This window comes from Pseudomonas sp. FP198 (assembly GCF_030687895.1).
In the GTDB taxonomy this organism is placed as follows: domain Bacteria; phylum Pseudomonadota; class Gammaproteobacteria; order Pseudomonadales; family Pseudomonadaceae; genus Aquipseudomonas.
This window is the reverse complement of the sequence record NZ_CP117452.1, coordinates 1,189,793-1,204,353: the sequence shown is the minus strand read 5'-3', so window position 1 is coordinate 1,204,353 and position 14,561 is coordinate 1,189,793. Positions and strand designations below refer to the sequence as shown.

The 14,561-nt window shown below is 60.4% G+C and carries 14 protein-coding genes; 1 reads left to right on the top strand and 13 read right to left on the bottom strand.

The genetic code is table 11. The annotated features are described in order from the left end of the window. Positions 1-13: 13 nt before the first annotated feature. The 3 genes from PSH78_RS05605 to PSH78_RS05595 form a co-directional block, all read right to left on the bottom strand. Positions 14-1,120 carry an NADH:flavin oxidoreductase/NADH oxidase gene (locus PSH78_RS05605; RefSeq protein WP_305499036.1) on the bottom strand — a complete coding sequence of 369 codons (1,107 nt, stop codon included), beginning with the start codon at positions 1,118-1,120 and terminating at the stop codon, positions 14-16. A gap of 281 nt (positions 1,121-1,401) precedes the next feature. After that, positions 1,402-3,111, bottom strand: coding sequence for a single-stranded-DNA-specific exonuclease RecJ (recJ, locus tag PSH78_RS05600; protein ID WP_305499035.1), 1,710 nt, complete (start codon positions 3,109-3,111; stop codon positions 1,402-1,404). 164 nt (positions 3,112-3,275) lie between these two features. Then, the gene (locus PSH78_RS05595; protein WP_047227511.1) at positions 3,276-3,818 is read right to left on the bottom strand and encodes a YaeQ family protein; all 543 of its coding nucleotides are present in this window, start codon (positions 3,816-3,818) and stop codon (positions 3,276-3,278) included. A gap of 147 nt (positions 3,819-3,965) precedes the next feature. Here PSH78_RS05595 and PSH78_RS05590 point away from each other — a divergent pair, with 147 nt between their 5' ends. Beyond that, positions 3,966-5,165: a CaiB/BaiF CoA-transferase family protein gene (locus PSH78_RS05590; RefSeq protein ID WP_305499034.1), complete on the top strand. Its 1,200-nt coding sequence runs from the start codon at positions 3,966-3,968 to the stop codon at positions 5,163-5,165. A gap of 324 nt (positions 5,166-5,489) precedes the next feature. On the opposite strand, the gene PSH78_RS05585 is transcribed toward PSH78_RS05590, so the two are convergent. The 10 genes from PSH78_RS05585 to rpsP all read right to left on the bottom strand — a co-directional run bounded on the left by PSH78_RS05585 (position 5,490) and on the right by rpsP (position 14,326). Beyond that, positions 5,490-5,777, bottom strand: a complete 288-nt coding sequence (locus PSH78_RS05585; protein ID WP_305499033.1) for a DUF3509 domain-containing protein — start codon at positions 5,775-5,777, stop codon at positions 5,490-5,492. Positions 5,778-5,942: 165 nt separating this feature from the next. Continuing rightward, positions 5,943-7,313: a transporter substrate-binding domain-containing protein gene (locus tag PSH78_RS05580; protein WP_305501182.1), complete on the bottom strand. Its 1,371-nt coding sequence runs from the start codon at positions 7,311-7,313 to the stop codon at positions 5,943-5,945. Between the two features lie 119 nt (positions 7,314-7,432). After that, positions 7,433-8,842 carry a threonine synthase gene (gene thrC / locus PSH78_RS05575; protein ID WP_305499032.1) on the bottom strand — a complete coding sequence of 470 codons (1,410 nt, stop codon included), beginning with the start codon at positions 8,840-8,842 and terminating at the stop codon, positions 7,433-7,435. 102 nt (positions 8,843-8,944) lie between these two features. Next, positions 8,945-10,249: a homoserine dehydrogenase gene (locus PSH78_RS05570; RefSeq protein ID WP_305499031.1), complete on the bottom strand. Its 1,305-nt coding sequence runs from the start codon at positions 10,247-10,249 to the stop codon at positions 8,945-8,947. Positions 10,250-10,380: 131 nt separating this feature from the next. Continuing rightward, entirely contained in the window at positions 10,381-11,112 is a 732-nt protein-coding gene (locus PSH78_RS05565) for a DsbC family protein (RefSeq protein WP_305499030.1), read from the bottom strand. A 244-nt stretch (positions 11,113-11,356) separates the two neighbouring features. After that, a complete protein-coding gene (gene xerD, locus PSH78_RS05560; RefSeq protein WP_305499029.1) occupies positions 11,357-12,253 on the bottom strand; it encodes a site-specific tyrosine recombinase XerD in 897 nt (298 codons plus the stop codon). Positions 12,254-12,381: 128 nt separating this feature from the next. After that, a complete protein-coding gene (gene rplS / locus PSH78_RS05555; protein WP_305499028.1) occupies positions 12,382-12,732 on the bottom strand; it encodes a 50S ribosomal protein L19 in 351 nt (116 codons plus the stop codon). A gap of 45 nt (positions 12,733-12,777) precedes the next feature. Next, the gene (trmD, locus tag PSH78_RS05550; RefSeq protein ID WP_305499027.1) at positions 12,778-13,551 is read right to left on the bottom strand and encodes a tRNA (guanosine(37)-N1)-methyltransferase TrmD; all 774 of its coding nucleotides are present in this window, start codon (positions 13,549-13,551) and stop codon (positions 12,778-12,780) included. After that, the gene (rimM, locus tag PSH78_RS05545) at positions 13,533-14,069 is read right to left on the bottom strand and encodes a ribosome maturation factor RimM (RefSeq protein ID WP_058544503.1); all 537 of its coding nucleotides are present in this window, start codon (positions 14,067-14,069) and stop codon (positions 13,533-13,535) included. Before rimM ends, trmD begins: the two co-directional genes overlap by 19 nt. Positions 14,070-14,074: 5 nt before the next feature. Continuing rightward, a complete protein-coding gene (rpsP, locus tag PSH78_RS05540) occupies positions 14,075-14,326 on the bottom strand; it encodes a 30S ribosomal protein S16 (RefSeq protein ID WP_003185073.1) in 252 nt (83 codons plus the stop codon). Positions 14,327-14,561: the final 235 nt, after the last annotated feature.

Sequence of the window (14,561 nt, the reverse complement as noted above, 5' to 3'; positions counted from 1 at the left end):
TTTTATCAGCCGCTCAGTCGCGCAGATCCGATTCATGGATCGGCTGGTCCCGATGCGTCGCCCGCTGGTACTGCGCCGGCCAGGTGGCCTTGCGTCCGCCCAGGTCATCATCGGCATGCAGCGCCCAGTACGGATCGCGCAACAGCTCGCGAGCGAGGAAGATGATGTCGGCCTGGCAGGTGCGCAGGATGTGTTCGGCCTGGGCCGGCTCGGTGATCATGCCGACCGTGCCGGTGGCGATTTCCGACTCCTTGCGCACCCGCTCGGCGAAGCGCGTCTGGTAGCCCGGGCCGGTGGGAATCTCGGCGTTGGCGGCGGTACCGCCCGACGACACATCAATCAAGTCCACCCCCAGCGCCCGGAATCGCCGCGCCAGTTCCACGGTTTCATCGGGGTTCCAGCCGTCTTCGACCCAGTCGGTGGCGGATACCCGAACAAAAACCGGCAGCTCCTCCGGCCATACGGCCCGGACCGCTTCGGTCACTTGCAGTACCAGGCGGATACGATTTTCAAACGACCCACCGTATTGATCCCGACGCTGGTTGCTCAACGGCGACAGGAACTGGTGCAGCAGGTAGCCGTGGGCTGCATGGACCTCGACGACCTTGAAACCTGCCGTCAGGGCGCGTTTGGCCGCGTCGACGAACGCCTGGATGACATCGGCGATCTGTCCTTCATCGAGCTGCTTCGGTTGAGTGTGCTGGGGGTCGAAGGCGATCGGCGAAGGGCCGACCGGAACCCAGCCGCCCTCTTCCGGCTTGACGCTGCCATGCTTGCCCAGCCAGGGCCGCCAGGTGCTTGCCTTGCGCCCGGCGTGGGCCAGCTGGATGCCGGGCACGGCGCCTTGGGCGGTTATGAACCGGGTGATGCGTTGCAAAGGCTCGATCTGTTCATCGTTCCACAACCCGAGGTCCTCGGCGGTAATCCGGCCATCAGCCGTGACGGCGGTGGCTTCGGTGAACACCAGGCCGGCACCGCCCACGGCACGACTGCCGAGATGCACCAGATGCCAGTCGTTGGCCAGGCCATCGGCGCTCGAGTACTGGCACATCGGCGAAACCGCGATGCGATTGGGCAGGGTCAGTTGGCGAAGGGTATAAGGTTCCAGCAGCAGACTCATGGGGCACCTCTCGAATCAGTGGGCAGGCTCCAGGGTTCTGTTTGAAAAGTCGACGAGTGACAAACGGTGCAACACCCGCCCCCGCGGGCAAAATAATCGACAAGACGTCACAAGGCCTATCAAGCAGTGCTTAGAGACTAGTCGACAACCAGGGAGGAGGAAGGGTTCAGAGTCAAAAACCGCCCTGGTGAAACCAGGCTGCGGCTTCAAGGCTTGTGTGAACTCCCGTGGCGAGGGAGCTTGCTCCCTCGCCACGGGGTTCGCCTGGGGGGACGGTAAGGCTACCGCGGCTCGATATGGGCAATCATCAACTGCACCGTTTCCTGGCCACGGAACTCGTTGAGGTCGAGCTTGTAGGCCAGCTCTACCCAGCGCACGGTGGGGTTGGGCCAGATTTCCCGATCGATGCCGAAGGCTATGCCATCGAGTTTCACCGAACCACACTCAGTCTTGAGAATGACCTTCAGGTGCCGTTCACCCACCACTCGCTGCTCGACCAGCTGGAACACGCCGTGGAACACCGGCTCCGGAAAATGCTGTCCCCACGGCCCGGCATGACGCAGTGCCCGGACCAGTTCCAGGTGGAACTCTTCCACCGCCAGGGAGCCATCCGACAACAGCCGCCCCGTCAGGTCTTCTTCACGCAGTTGCCGGCGCACCTCCGCGTCAAAAGCCTCGGCAAACAAGGCAAAGTTCGCCTCCGGCAACGTCAGCCCCGCCGCCATGGCGTGACCGCCGTATTTGCTGATCAGGGTCGGATGCTGCGCCGCGACGACGCTCAACGCATCGCGGATATGAAATCCCGGCACCGAGCGGCCCGACCCTTTGAGCAGGCCGTCCCCGGCATCGGCAAAAGCAATGGTCGGACGGAAATAGCGCTCTTTCATGCGTGACGCCAGGATCCCGATGACGCCCTGGTGCCACTGCGGATCGAACAGGCACAAGCCGAACGGCATCGACTCCACCGGCAGATCCTTGAGCTGGGCCATGGCTTCACGTTGCATGCCCTGTTCGATGGATTTGCGGTCCTGGTTCATGCCATCCAGCTGCGCCGCCATGTCCCGCGCCAGCGCCGGGTCGTCGGTGAGCAGGCACTCGATGCCCAGGCTCATGTCGTCCAACCGCCCCGCCGCATTCAGGCGCGGCCCGAGGATGAATCCGAGGTCGGTGGACGTGATGCGCGAGTGATCGCGCTTGGCTACTTCGAGGATGGCCTTGATGCCGGGCCGGGCGCGTCCGGCGCGAATACGCTCCAGGCCCTGGTGCACCAGGATCCGGTTGTTGGCATCCAGCGGCACCACGTCGGCGACGCTGCCCAGCGCCACCAGGTCGAGCAGTTCGCCGATGTTCGGTTGCGGCTTGCTGGCATACCAACCGAGGCTGCGCAGACGGGCCCGCAGCGCCATCAGCACATAAAAGATCACCCCGACGCCCGCCAGTGCCTTGCTCGGGAACTCACAACCGGGCTGGTTCGGGTTGACGATGGCATCGGCCGCCGGCAATTCGAGCCCCGGCAAGTGGTGGTCGGTGACCAGCACCTTGAGGCCGGCCGCTTTCGCCGCTGCCACGCCTTCCACGCTGGAGATGCCGTTGTCCACGGTGACCAACAATTGCGGCGCGCGTGTCAGGGCGACTTCGACGATTTCCGGCGTGAGGCCATAGCCATACTCAAAGCGATTGGGCACCAGGTAGTCGACATGGGCCGCACCGAGCAGGCGCAGACCAAGCATGCCCACGGTAGTGGCGGTCGCGCCATCGGCATCAAAATCGCCGACGATGAGGATGCGCTGGCGTTGCTCCAGCGCCACCACCAGCAGGTCCACCGCGGCATCAATCCCCTTGAGTTGCTGATAAGGAATCAGGCGCGCCAGGCTCTTGTCCAGCTCCGCTTCGGACTGCACGCCACGTGCTGCGTAAAGACGGGTCAACAACGGCGGCAGGTCACCGAGAAACGGCAGGGTGGCGGGTAACTGGCGGGGTTCTATGCGCATGGGGTAACGGTGTTTTCTCTATCAATCATGAAAGTGTGGCGAGCCCTTGTGGGAGCGAGCTTGCTCGCGATGACTGATGTACTGCCAACAGAGATGTCGACTATAAGATTGCCATCGCGAGCAAGCTCGCTCCCACAGGGTTCACTCAATATCTGGTCAACGGCTCAACCACGCTCGCCCAGCAGCCATTGCAACTGAACCTCATGCTGGCCACGGTCGTCGGTCACGAAAATCGTCCCTTCGCTGATCATCACGTCCCACTTGATCACCCGTGGCATGTCCTTGGCCAGGGTTTCGAGCACTTCCTGGGGGACGGCGGCGATGTTGACGTTCTTCAGGTTCTTCACCGCGGGGATCACCTTGCCTTCCCACACCCGCAGGCTGCCGTAGGCCAGCAGGCTGGTGCGCTCGGTGCGGCGCGAGCACCAGGTCAGGCGATCGGCATCCGGCTGGCCGACTTCGATCCAGTGCAGCACACGGTCATCCAGACTTTTTTCCCACAGCGCGGGTTCGTCGACATCCGACAGCCCACGACCAAACGCCAGCAGCTCGTTGTACCAGAACGCGTAGGCCAACAGGCGTACGGTCATGCGCTCTTCGGTTTCCGAAGGATGACGGGCAATGGTCTGCTTCACATTCTCGTACACGCTGCGGTCGAGGTCAGTGAGGTTCAGTTCAAACTTGTAGGTCGTGGACGGCTGGGCCATGAACGGGCTTCTTGATACGAGGAAAGGCGGCAAGTCTAACCGATGCGACGGCTAATCCACGAATTGCCGACCATCAACCTGCGGCGACGACGGTCGGCCTATGATAAAACGCTCTATTCGTTCTGCCTTTGTCCTACAGGATCCGTCATGTCGCTTACTGCCAAACCTCTTGCCGGCGTCAAGGTCATCGAACTCGGCACACTGATCGCCGGCCCTTTTGCCTCGCGGATCTGCGGTGAATTCGGTGCCGAGGTCATCAAGGTCGAATCGCCGGACGGCGGCGATCCGCTGCGCAAGTGGCGCAAATTGTATGAAGGCACGTCCTTGTGGTGGTTCGTCCAGGCACGCAACAAAAAGTCCGTGACGCTGAACCTCAAGCACCCCGAAGGCCTGGCGATCCTGAAAAAACTGCTTGGCGAAGCCGACATCCTGATCGAAAACTTTCGCCCCGGCGTGCTGGAAAAGCTCGGCCTGGGCTGGGACGTGTTGCACGCACTGAATCCGAAGCTGGTCATGGTCCGGCTATCAGGCTTCGGCCAGACCGGGCCGATGAAGGATCAGCCCGGGTTCGGCGCCGTCGGTGAGTCGATGGGCGGACTGCGCTACATCACCGGCTTCGAGGATCGCCCACCGGTGCGCACCGGTATCTCCATCGGCGACTCGATCGCCGCGCTCTGGGGGGTGATCGGCGCGCTGATGGCCTTGCGTCACCGGGAGGTCAACGGCGGAACCGGCCAGGTGGTGGACGTGGCGCTATACGAAGCGATTTTTGCCATGATGGAAAGCATGGTGCCGGAGTTCGACGTGTTCGGTTTCATCCGCGAACGCACCGGCAACATCATGCCCGGTATCACGCCGTCGTCCATCCACACCAGCGCCGACGGCAAGCATGTACAGATCGGCGCCAACGGTGACGCCATCTTCAAGCGTTTCATGCAGGTCATTGGCCGGGACGACCTGGCGAACGACCCGCAGCTCGCCAGCAACGATGGCCGTGACGAACGCCGCGACGAGTTGTATGGGGTCATTGATCGCTGGGTTAACTCGCTGCCGTTGGATGCCGTCATCGACCAGTTGAACCAGGCCGGCGTGCCGGCGAGCCGGATCTTCAGTGCCGAGGACATGTTCAGCGACCCGCAATTTCTCGCCCGCGAGATGTTCCTGCAAGCCAGGCTGCCGGATGGCAAGGCGTTCAAGATGCCGGGGATCGTACCGAAGCTTTCCGACACACCAGGGACAGCCGAATGGGTCGGGCCAGCATTGGGCGAGCACACGGCACAGGTGCTCGGTGAGCTTGGCTACGATGCGCAGCAGGTCGCCAGGCTGCGCACCGATGGTGCCGTCTAAGGAGCAAATCTTCGGATAGAGGAAGATCCACGCTGGGAGCGAGCCTGCTCGCGAAGGCATCGGACCAGTCGACATGCTATCGACCGACAAACCGCTTTCGCGAGCAGGCTCGCTCCCACAAGGATTCTGTCTTGGCTGACGCAGAGCATCCTGGCCATAAACACCAGGCAAAAAGAAACCCCGAGAAGTGGGGAGACAACTCGGGGTTAAACGTGACCCTTAAAGGTCCGTACAACAAGCTACAAGCACCGGAGCACAATGCTTGCTCTTGTTGGTAAAAAGTCTGACTCGCTAGAACGTAGGAAGGTTCCCGCGGGATGTCGCTCAATTAGCAGCAAGCATGACCTTGTCGCGCGCCACATTACGTAACGCCGCGATGACACACGGCTCCAGGCGCCCCTCGGCAATCAGCACATCGCGATGCAGGCCGTCGACCACGTCGGTCAGCTGGCGTTTGTCGGTCAGCTGGGCCTGGTTGAACAGCCGTTCGACCATGATGGCCCCCGAGGAATTCTTCAGCGTTACCAGGCATTCGCCTTTGGTACCGGAGGGCGTGAGCGTAACCTGATACGGGCTCAAGGCTTCATTGAGCAACAGGCTGATACTTTCCATTCGATCACCCTTCAATAGTCCGAAAAAAAACAACTGCACATTAAGTGACCCCGCGGCCCGGCAGAAAGTTCGCCAGCGCAACGAACCGGCACAACGGCGACCTGTTCAACCGAGCATGCGCGTTCAATATGACAGCTGGATATCAGCCTCAGCGGATGCCATCGATCAAACCGGCAGCCGCTTGGAACGATCCCTCCGGCGTCCAACCTCGATCCAACCGCCCAGGACACCGCGCAACCGACCATCGGCGGCATAAAAGGGCACCGACCAGTGATAGATGTCCTGCAATCCACCGCGCAACATCAGCTGGCGGTCGACAAACCGAGGCTGACGGGTTCGCAGCTGCTCCATCAGCTCCCCGTGCAACAGTTCGGCAGTTGCAGACGGCATCGCCGCGGACTCTGTCAGACGCGTGCCTCGCAGCGTCTCGAAGCGAGTCGCAAACCGCTCCTCATAACTTTTGTTGCACATGATCAGCCGCCCTTCGAGATCTCGAATGAAGATCGGATCGGGAATGGCATCCATCAAGGCGCGCTGGAACGTCAATTGGTCGTTGAGTACGGTCTCGGCCTTGAGGCGCTGTCCGATCTGGCCCTGCAAGCGGCGGTTCCAGAGCAGCGACAACAGGCCGAACACCCCTGCCGCGATCACACACCAATAGCCCTGCAGGGGGATGCGCGACCAGAACGACGGTTCCTGATCAGGTGTTTTCTCGGCGAACCACTTGAAACGTAGCGCGCGCATGTCTTCGGCGGGAAACGCTTCCAGCGCCTTGTTGAGGATCTCCAGCAATGTTTGGGAATCCTGCCGTACAGCGAGATAGTCGGGTTCCCACATGCCTTCGAGACTGCCTCCCACTTGCAGCTGCCCTGAAGGATAGAGGTGCACGGCGGTTTCGCTTTCGATGGTGGCATGGGCTTCGCGATTTTCCACTAACGCCCTGGCCTCGGCAGGGGTCATCACCGTGCGCAGCGCTATGGTCGGATGCTCACGGCGGATTTCCGCTTCCAGGGCATGCCGCGCCGGCAACGCCAGCACCTTGCCCGCCAACTGATCCAGCGAACGAAGCGCGGGCTCCCCCTCACGGCCAACGAATACCCAGTCGAAACCGCCGAACGCATGGCTGAAATTCAGCACAGCCCGGCGCTCGTCATTCATCGCCAGGACGCTAGACATGTCGGCTTCGCCGTTTTCCAGCATCTCTATCAATTGATCGGCAGAGAACGACTCCCGATGGATGAATTCAAGTCCGGTCATTTGCTCGATGGCATGGAGCATGTCAGCGTTCAGGCCGCTCCATTCTCCCTGTGCATTCTTGAACAGATACAGCGGGATTTGCATCGACGCCACAACGACACGCGGGTTCTGCCTGATCCAGTCCAGCTCCCGGGCGTCGAGCACCAGTCTTTCGCCCGCTTCGAGCGGTGACTGCCCGGGAGTCGTCGACGGGTCAGCGCCGCCCCATTGGCTCCAGTACATCAGGGCCAGGCCCATCATCAAACAAAACGTCGGTTTGCATCGGTTAACGAACAGCATCTGCACTTCCTTCGAGATAACTCACCCGTCCTTCCTTGGGCGAAACCCGGCCATTTTGGCATGCAGAAACCAAGAAGCCCGTCAGGAGACGGGCTTCAAGATGTGACAGTTTCCAGCGATCAGAGCGGCTTGCCGCGGTTGCCATGCTGGCTGACAAAGGCCTGCACGGCCTTCAGATCATTAGGCAATACGGTGCAACGCTCATCTCGCTCAAACAAATCAGAAAGATGTGCAGGCAGCTCAAGCGCTTTTCCTACGCCAGCTTTCTCCACTGCTTCTGGAAACTTCACCGGGTGAGCGGTGCCCAGGATGACCATCGGAATATCCAGGCTGCGGCGGCACTCGCGCGCCGCTCGCACCCCGATGGCGGTGTGCGGATCGAGCAACTCCCCGCTCTGCTCGAACACCTCGGCGATGGTTTCGCAGGTCTGCGCGTCATCCACCGCCAGGGAATCGAACAGCTTGCGGGCTTCGGTCCAGCGCTCGGCCTCGACGCTGAAACCACCGCCCTGGCGGAAGCTGTCCATCAGGCCGGCAATCGCCGCGCCATTGCGACCGTGCAGGTCGAACAGCAAACGCTCGAAGTTCGACGACACCATGATGTCCATCGACGGCGACAACGTCGCGTGCAGGGTTTCCTTCACGTACTGGTTACCGCTCATGAAGCGGTGCAGGATGTCGTTGCGGTTGGTGGCGACGATCAGCTGGTTGATCGGCAGCCCCATGTTGCGTGCCAGGTAACCGGCGAAGATATCGCCGAAATTGCCGGTGGGTACCGAGAATGCCACCGAACGGGCCGGGCCGCCCAACTGCAGGGCCGCGTGGAAGTAATAGACGATCTGGGCCATGATCCGGGCCCAGTTGATCGAGTTCACCGCCACCAGCCGGGTGCCCTTGAGGAAGCTCTGGTCGGCGAAGCTGGCCTTGACCATTTCCTGGCAGTCATCGAAGTTGCCTTCGATGGCGATGTTATGGATGTTATCGCCGAAAATCGTCGTCATCTGCCGACGCTGCACTTCCGAGACACGGTTGTGCGGATGCAGGATGAAAATGTCGACATTCTCGCAATGCTTGCAGCCTTCGATGGCAGCCGAACCGGTGTCGCCGGAGGTAGCACCGACAATCACCACGCGCTCGCCACGTTTTTGCAGCACATAGTCCAGCAGGCGACCGAGTAATTGCAGGGCGAAGTCCTTGAAGGCCAGGGTCGGACCGTGGAACAGTTCCATCACCCATTCGTTACCGTTGAGCTGGCGCAACGGCGCAATGGCGTTGTGGGAAAAGACGCCGTAGGTCTCTTCCAGGATCTTCTTGAAATCGGCGTCCGGAATGCTCCCGGTGACGAACGGGCGCATCACTCGGAAGGCCAGCTCGTGATACGGCAGGCCGGCCCAGGAAGCGATTTCTTCCTGGGTGAAGCGCGGCAGGTTCTCCGGCACATAGAGGCCGCCGTCCGTGGCCAGGCCGGCCAGCAGGACATCTTCGAAATTCAGGGCCGGTGCCTGGCCGCGGGTACTGATATAGCGCATAGGGGCAAACCTTCGGTTTGAGCTTCAAGCCTCAAGCCACAAGCGACAAGTGGAAAGCGCCGGGCTTTCACTTGCAGCTTGCAGCTTGCCGCTCGCCGCTGCTTAGTTCAAATGCTCGACGCGGATACGGACCACCGGGCCAACGACTCCCTGAAGCGCCTCCAACGCCGCGATCGCATCGTTGATGCGTTGCTCGACCACGCGGTGGGTCAGCAGGATCATCGGTACCAGGCCGTCGTGTTCCTCGACTTCCTTCTGCATGATCGACTCGATGTTGATGCCGCGTTCCGAAAGAATGCTGGCAACCTGGGCCAACACCCCTGGATGGTCCTTCGCCTGGATACGCAGGTAGTAGGCACTTTCGCACGCTTCGATCGGAAGAATCGGATGGTCCGACAGCGAGTCCGGCTGGAACGCCAGGTGCGGCACGCGATTCTCCGGGTCGGATGTCATGGCGCGAACCACGTCTACCAGGTCGGCCACCACCGAGGAAGCGGTCGGCTCCATGCCAGCGCCAGCGCCATAGAACAAGGTCGAGCCCGCGGCGTCGCCGTTGACCATCACCGCGTTCATCACACCGTTGACGTTGGCGATCAGGCGATCGGCCGGGATCAGCGTCGGATGCACACGCAGCTCGATGCCGCTGGCGGTGCTGCGCGCCACACCCAGGTGCTTGATGCGATAGCCCAGGGCCTCGGCGTAGTTCACGTCGGCGGTGGTCAGCTTGGTGATGCCTTCGGTGTAGGCCTTGTCGAACTGCAGCGGAATACCGAAGGCGATCGACGCCAGGATCGTCAGCTTGTGCGCCGCATCAATGCCTTCGACGTCGAACGTCGGGTCCGCCTCGGCGTAGCCCAGTGCCTGGGCTTCGGCCAGCACGTCTTCAAAAGTGCGGCCCTTCTCGCGCATCTCGGTGAGGATGAAGTTGCCGGTGCCGTTGATGATCCCGGCCACCCAGTTGATCCGGTTGGCCGACAGCCCTTCGCGAATCGCCTTGATCACCGGAATACCACCGGCCACGGCGGCCTCGAAAGCCACGATCACGCCCTTCTCGCGGGCCTTGGCGAAAATTTCATTGCCGTGAACGGCGATAAGCGCCTTGTTCGCGGTGACCACATGCTTGCCATTCTCGATGGCCTTGAGTACCAGCTCGCGGGCAACGGTATAGCCGCCCATCAGCTCTATCACGATGTCGATCTCAGGGTTCGTGGCCACTTCGAAGACATCGTTGGTAATCGCAATACCGGTCGTCTGGAACTGAGGCTTTGGCGTGCGCATGGCAATTTGTGCCACTTCGATTCCACGCCCGGCACGACGAGCAATTTCCTCGGCGTTGCGCTGAAGTACGTTGAAGGTGCCGCCACCGACGGTACCTAACCCACAGATGCCTACTTTGACCGGATTCACTCTTGACTCCCCATGAAACGGCCGACACAAGGTCGGCCGTGAATACAGCCGCGCAGCAACGCGACTTTGTGTTTAACGGCCCGGCGAAGGTTTTCGCCAGGCCGTGATCTTCTGCAGCGCACTGGCCACGATCATTTCGCCCCAAGGGCCAGTTTGGCGACTTGCGGCGCCGGCTGGTAGCCCGGAATCACCTGGCCATCGGCCAAAACGATGGCCGGCGTGCCGTTCACACCAATGGACTGGCCGAGGGCGAATTGCTTGGAGACCGGGTTCTCGCACTTGGCGGCCTTGATTTCCTTGCCGTCGACCATTTTGTCCATGGCCGCTTTCTTGTCCTTGGAGCACCAGACTGCCTGCAATTGCTCATCACCCGGCGAGCCGAGGCCCTGACGCGGGAACGCCACGTAGCGCACCTCGATGCCGCGCTTGTTCAGCTCTGGCACTTCGGCGTGCAGTTTGTGGCAGTACGGGCAGGTGGTGTCGGTGAACACGGTAATGTGCGACTTGGTTTCGCCCACCGCCGGGTAGACCACGGTTTCGGCAACCGGGATACCGTTGATCAATTTGGAGATGCCTTGGCGCTCGGTGATCTCGGTGAGATTCACCGGCTTGCCGTCCTTGAGCGCGAACAGGTTGCCCTGGACGATGTACTGACCGTCGGCGCTGGCATACAGCACACGGCTGCCCTGGAGCTTGACTTCATACAGGCCGGACATCGGGCTGGCGGAAATGGCCTCGATCGGCACTTCAAGCTCGAGGTTGGCGAGGCTTTTGCGGATCGCCTGGTCGGCCGCGTCATCGGCGATGGCAAAGGTACTGGCCAACGCAATGGCGGCGGCGGTGAACATCTGGATCAAACGCATGAGGACTCCTGAGGCGGACAAATAGGCGGGGACACCGAGGCATGGATTCGGGTTCCAGCCGCCCACTGTGCAAACCGGGAAAGCCTACCACATAAGGCCCGCATGGCCGAATGCCGGTGATACGAGGTATTGCTGATTGCTTTCTGTAGGAGCGAGCCTGCTCGCGAATGCGGTACATCAGTGGAATCAAGGATAACTGACACACTGCCTTCGCGAGCAGGCTCGCTCCCACAGGGTTCTTTATTCAGCCGCGCGGATGGTGCCGGGCATGCAACTCCTGCAACCGCGCCCGGGCCACATGGGTATAGATCTGGGTGGTGGACAGGTCGCTATGCCCCAGCAGCATCTGCACCACCCGCAGGTCGGCGCCGTGATTGAGCAGGTGCGTGGCGAAGGCATGGCGCAGCGTGTGGGGCGAAAGCGATTTGTTGATCCCGGCCACCTTGGCCTGGTGCTTGATGCGGTGCCAGAAAGTCTGGCGGGTCATCTGCTCGCCGCGCAGGCTGGGAAACAGCACGTCGCTGGGACGCCCGCCCAGCAAGTCATGACGGGCATCGCGCATGTAGCGTTCGACCCAGACGATCGCTTCTTCGCCCATCGGCACCAGGCGCTCCTTGCTGCCCTTGCCCATCACCCGCAGCACGCCCTGGCGCAGGTTCACTTGTTCCAGCGTCAGGCTGATCAGTTCAGTGACCCGCAAGCCACAGGCGTACAACACTTCCAGCATGGCCCGGTCGCGCTGACCGATGGGATCGCTGAGGTCCGGTGCCGCCAACAGCGCCTCGACGTCCGCTTCCGACAGGGATTTGGGCAGCGGACGCCCCAGTTGCGGCATTTCCACGCGCAAGGTCGGGTCCACCGCGATCAGCTTTTCCCGCAGCAAATAGCGATAGAACCCACGCAAGCCAGAGAGAAACCGGGCAGTCGAGCGTGGCTTGTAGTTTTGCTCCAGGCGCCACGCCAGGTGATCGAGGATCAACTCGCGTCCGGCATTGGCCAGCTCCAGGTTGTTTTCCTGGAGCCAGCCGTTGAACAGGGCAAGATCGCTGCGATAGGCATTGCGGGTGTTATCGGACAGCCCCTTCTCCAGCCACAGGGCATCGAGAAACTGGTCTATCAGCGGGTGATCGATGGCTGGCATAAAGACTCTTGAAAATACGGGCGTACACGGATTCAACGGGAATGAAGCCATGCAGGGTGCGCAAAGACCAAATCGCAGGCAACAAAAAAGCAGCCCGCAGGCTGCTTTTTTTGCATCGGAAGCTGGACTTAAGCCAGTTTTTCCTTGATGCGAGCTGCTTTACCGGACAGGTCACGCAGGTAGTACAGCTTGGCTTTACGCACGTCACCGCGACGCTTCACAGCCATGCTGTCGATTTGCGGGCTGTAGGTCTGGAAAGTACGCTCTACGCCGACACCGTTGGAGATTTTACGAACGGTGAATGCACTGTTTACGCCGCGGTTACGCTTGGCGATAACAACGCCTTCGAACGCTTGCAGACGTGCACGGTCGCCTTCCTTCACTTTCACCTGAACGACAATGGTGTCGCCCGGGGCAAAGGGAGGGATTTCTTTGGTCATCTGCTCTGCTTCGAGTGCAAGGATGATTTTGTTAGTCATGCTGTGCTCCTAAGGCAAGTCATCGGACTTACCATCGATACGTTGTTAACTATCGTCCCGCTCGCGGATGTATTCCTCGAGCAGCTTCTTCTCTTCTCCAGAAAGCGAGCGGCTTTCCAGAAGATCGGCGCGTCGTTCATAGGTCCGACCAAGGGACTGCTGTAAACGCCAACGCCGGATGTGCGCGTGGTTGCCACTTAGCAACACGTCGGGAACACGCTGATCCGCATACACCTCCGGTCGGGTGTAGTGCGGGCAATCCAGCAGACCATCCGTAAAGGAATCTTCCTCGGCGGAATCCGCATGCCCTAAAGCTCCAGGCAGCAGTCGTGTAACCGCATCGATCAGGACCATCGCCGGCAGCTCACCGCCAGACAGTACATAGTCGCCAATCGACCACTCTTCATCGACATGAGCTTCAATGAAACGCTCGTCAATGCCTTCGTAACGGCCGGCAATCAGGATCAATGCATCCGATTTCGCCAGCTCGCGTACCGCCGACTGAGTCAGCTGACGGCCTTGGGGCGACAGGTAGATCACCTTCGCACCCTCCCCGGCTGCCGTCCTGGCCTGAACCAGCGCATCCTCCAGGGGCTTGATCTTCATCACCATGCCCGGACCACCGCCAAACGGGCGATCGTCCACAGTGTGATGTCGATCCGTGGTGTAGTCCCGCGGATTCCAACAAGTGAGCTGCAACAGCTCCTGTTTCACCGCGCGGCTGGTTATGCCGTACTCGCTGATGGCGGAAAACATCTCGGGAAACAACGTGATGACTTCAACGCGCAGATTAGCCACGTCTAGAAGTCCGCATCCCATTCCACCTTCATCTCGCCTGCTGCAAGGTCAACGGCCAACACGCATTGCTCGGTATAGGGCAACAGGCGTTCGCGATCATCCAGGCTGCCGACGCAAGGCTTTACCACCATGACATCGTTCGAACCGGTCTCGAGCAGGTGATCGATCTTCCCGAGCAGTTGCCCGAGGTGGTCGATGACCTTCAGACCTACAAGCTGGTACCAGTAGTACTCGCCGTCGGTCAGTTCAGGGAACAGGTTGCGCGGCACGCAGATCTCATAACCGGCCAGAAGACGCGCTTCTTCACGATCATCGAGACCCTTGAGCTTTGCGACCAGGAACTTGTCGTTCCCACGTCCGCTGACCAGCTCAACCTGTTTCACGCTACCTTCGCGCTTGAGCGTCCAGGTTTTGTAGTCCAACAGGTTTTTGATCGGATCAGTAAAGGAGTAAACCTTCACTTCGCCGCGAACGCCATGAACAGAATAGATCTTGCCGACAACGATCAGATCATCAGCATCTTTTGGCGTCGCGTTCATATTGCTCAGGCCGCAGCCTTAGCCGATTCCTTCAACAACTGAGCAACACGCTCAGAAGGCTGTGCACCAACGCTCAGCCAGTAGGCTACGCGCTCTTGGTTCACGGACAGACGGATTTCCTGACCACGGGCAACAGGGTTGAAGAAACCAACCTGTTCCTTGTGGGAACCGTCACGCGGATTGCGGCTGTCGGTTACGGTCAGGTGGTAAAACGGGCGCTTTTTGGAGCCGCCAAGGGCAAGACGGATTGTTAGCATGTGAACATCGTTCCTGTAGTCGGTGCTGCAAATCTAAATGCACAGCGGGCATAGGTGCCCGAAAGGCCGCATATTCTAAGGAATATCCGGACTTTTGCAAATGACTTTTTCCGGCGCATGGCGCCGTGCAATCAAGATTTGCCGTAGAGCCGTCATAAAAAACGGCAGGTAGCTCCCGCATAGCACGGGTTTGCTGAAGATCCCCGCATCCGTGCGGGGCAACGCCGACATGACA

What these genes read in the sequence shown, in the direction of transcription:
- PSH78_RS05605 (WP_305499036.1), bottom strand. Translation starts at nt 1,120, where the DNA reads ATGAGTCTGCTGCTGGAACCTTATACCCTTCGCCAACTGACCCTGCCC.
- recJ (WP_305499035.1), bottom strand. Translation starts at nt 3,111, where the DNA reads ATGCGCATAGAACCCCGCCAGTTACCCGCCACCCTGCCGTTTCTCGGT.
- PSH78_RS05595 (WP_047227511.1), bottom strand. Translation starts at nt 3,818, where the DNA reads ATGGCCCAGCCGTCCACGACCTACAAGTTTGAACTGAACCTCACTGAC.
- PSH78_RS05590 (WP_305499034.1), top strand. Translation starts at nt 3,966, where the DNA reads ATGTCGCTTACTGCCAAACCTCTTGCCGGCGTCAAGGTCATCGAACTC.
- PSH78_RS05585 (WP_305499033.1), bottom strand. Translation starts at nt 5,777, where the DNA reads ATGGAAAGTATCAGCCTGTTGCTCAATGAAGCCTTGAGCCCGTATCAG.
- PSH78_RS05580 (WP_305501182.1), bottom strand. Translation starts at nt 7,313, where the DNA reads ATGCTGTTCGTTAACCGATGCAAACCGACGTTTTGTTTGATGATGGGC.
- thrC (WP_305499032.1), bottom strand. Translation starts at nt 8,842, where the DNA reads ATGCGCTATATCAGTACCCGCGGCCAGGCACCGGCCCTGAATTTCGAA.
- PSH78_RS05565 (WP_305499030.1), bottom strand. Translation starts at nt 11,112, where the DNA reads ATGCGTTTGATCCAGATGTTCACCGCCGCCGCCATTGCGTTGGCCAGT.
- xerD (WP_305499029.1), bottom strand. Translation starts at nt 12,253, where the DNA reads ATGCCAGCCATCGATCACCCGCTGATAGACCAGTTTCTCGATGCCCTG.
- rplS (WP_305499028.1), bottom strand. Translation starts at nt 12,732, where the DNA reads ATGACTAACAAAATCATCCTTGCACTCGAAGCAGAGCAGATGACCAAA.
- trmD (WP_305499027.1), bottom strand. Translation starts at nt 13,551, where the DNA reads ATGGGATGCGGACTTCTAGACGTGGCTAATCTGCGCGTTGAAGTCATC.
- rimM (WP_058544503.1), bottom strand. Translation starts at nt 14,069, where the DNA reads ATGAACGCGACGCCAAAAGATGCTGATGATCTGATCGTTGTCGGCAAG.
- rpsP (WP_003185073.1), bottom strand. Translation starts at nt 14,326, where the DNA reads ATGCTAACAATCCGTCTTGCCCTTGGCGGCTCCAAAAAGCGCCCGTTT.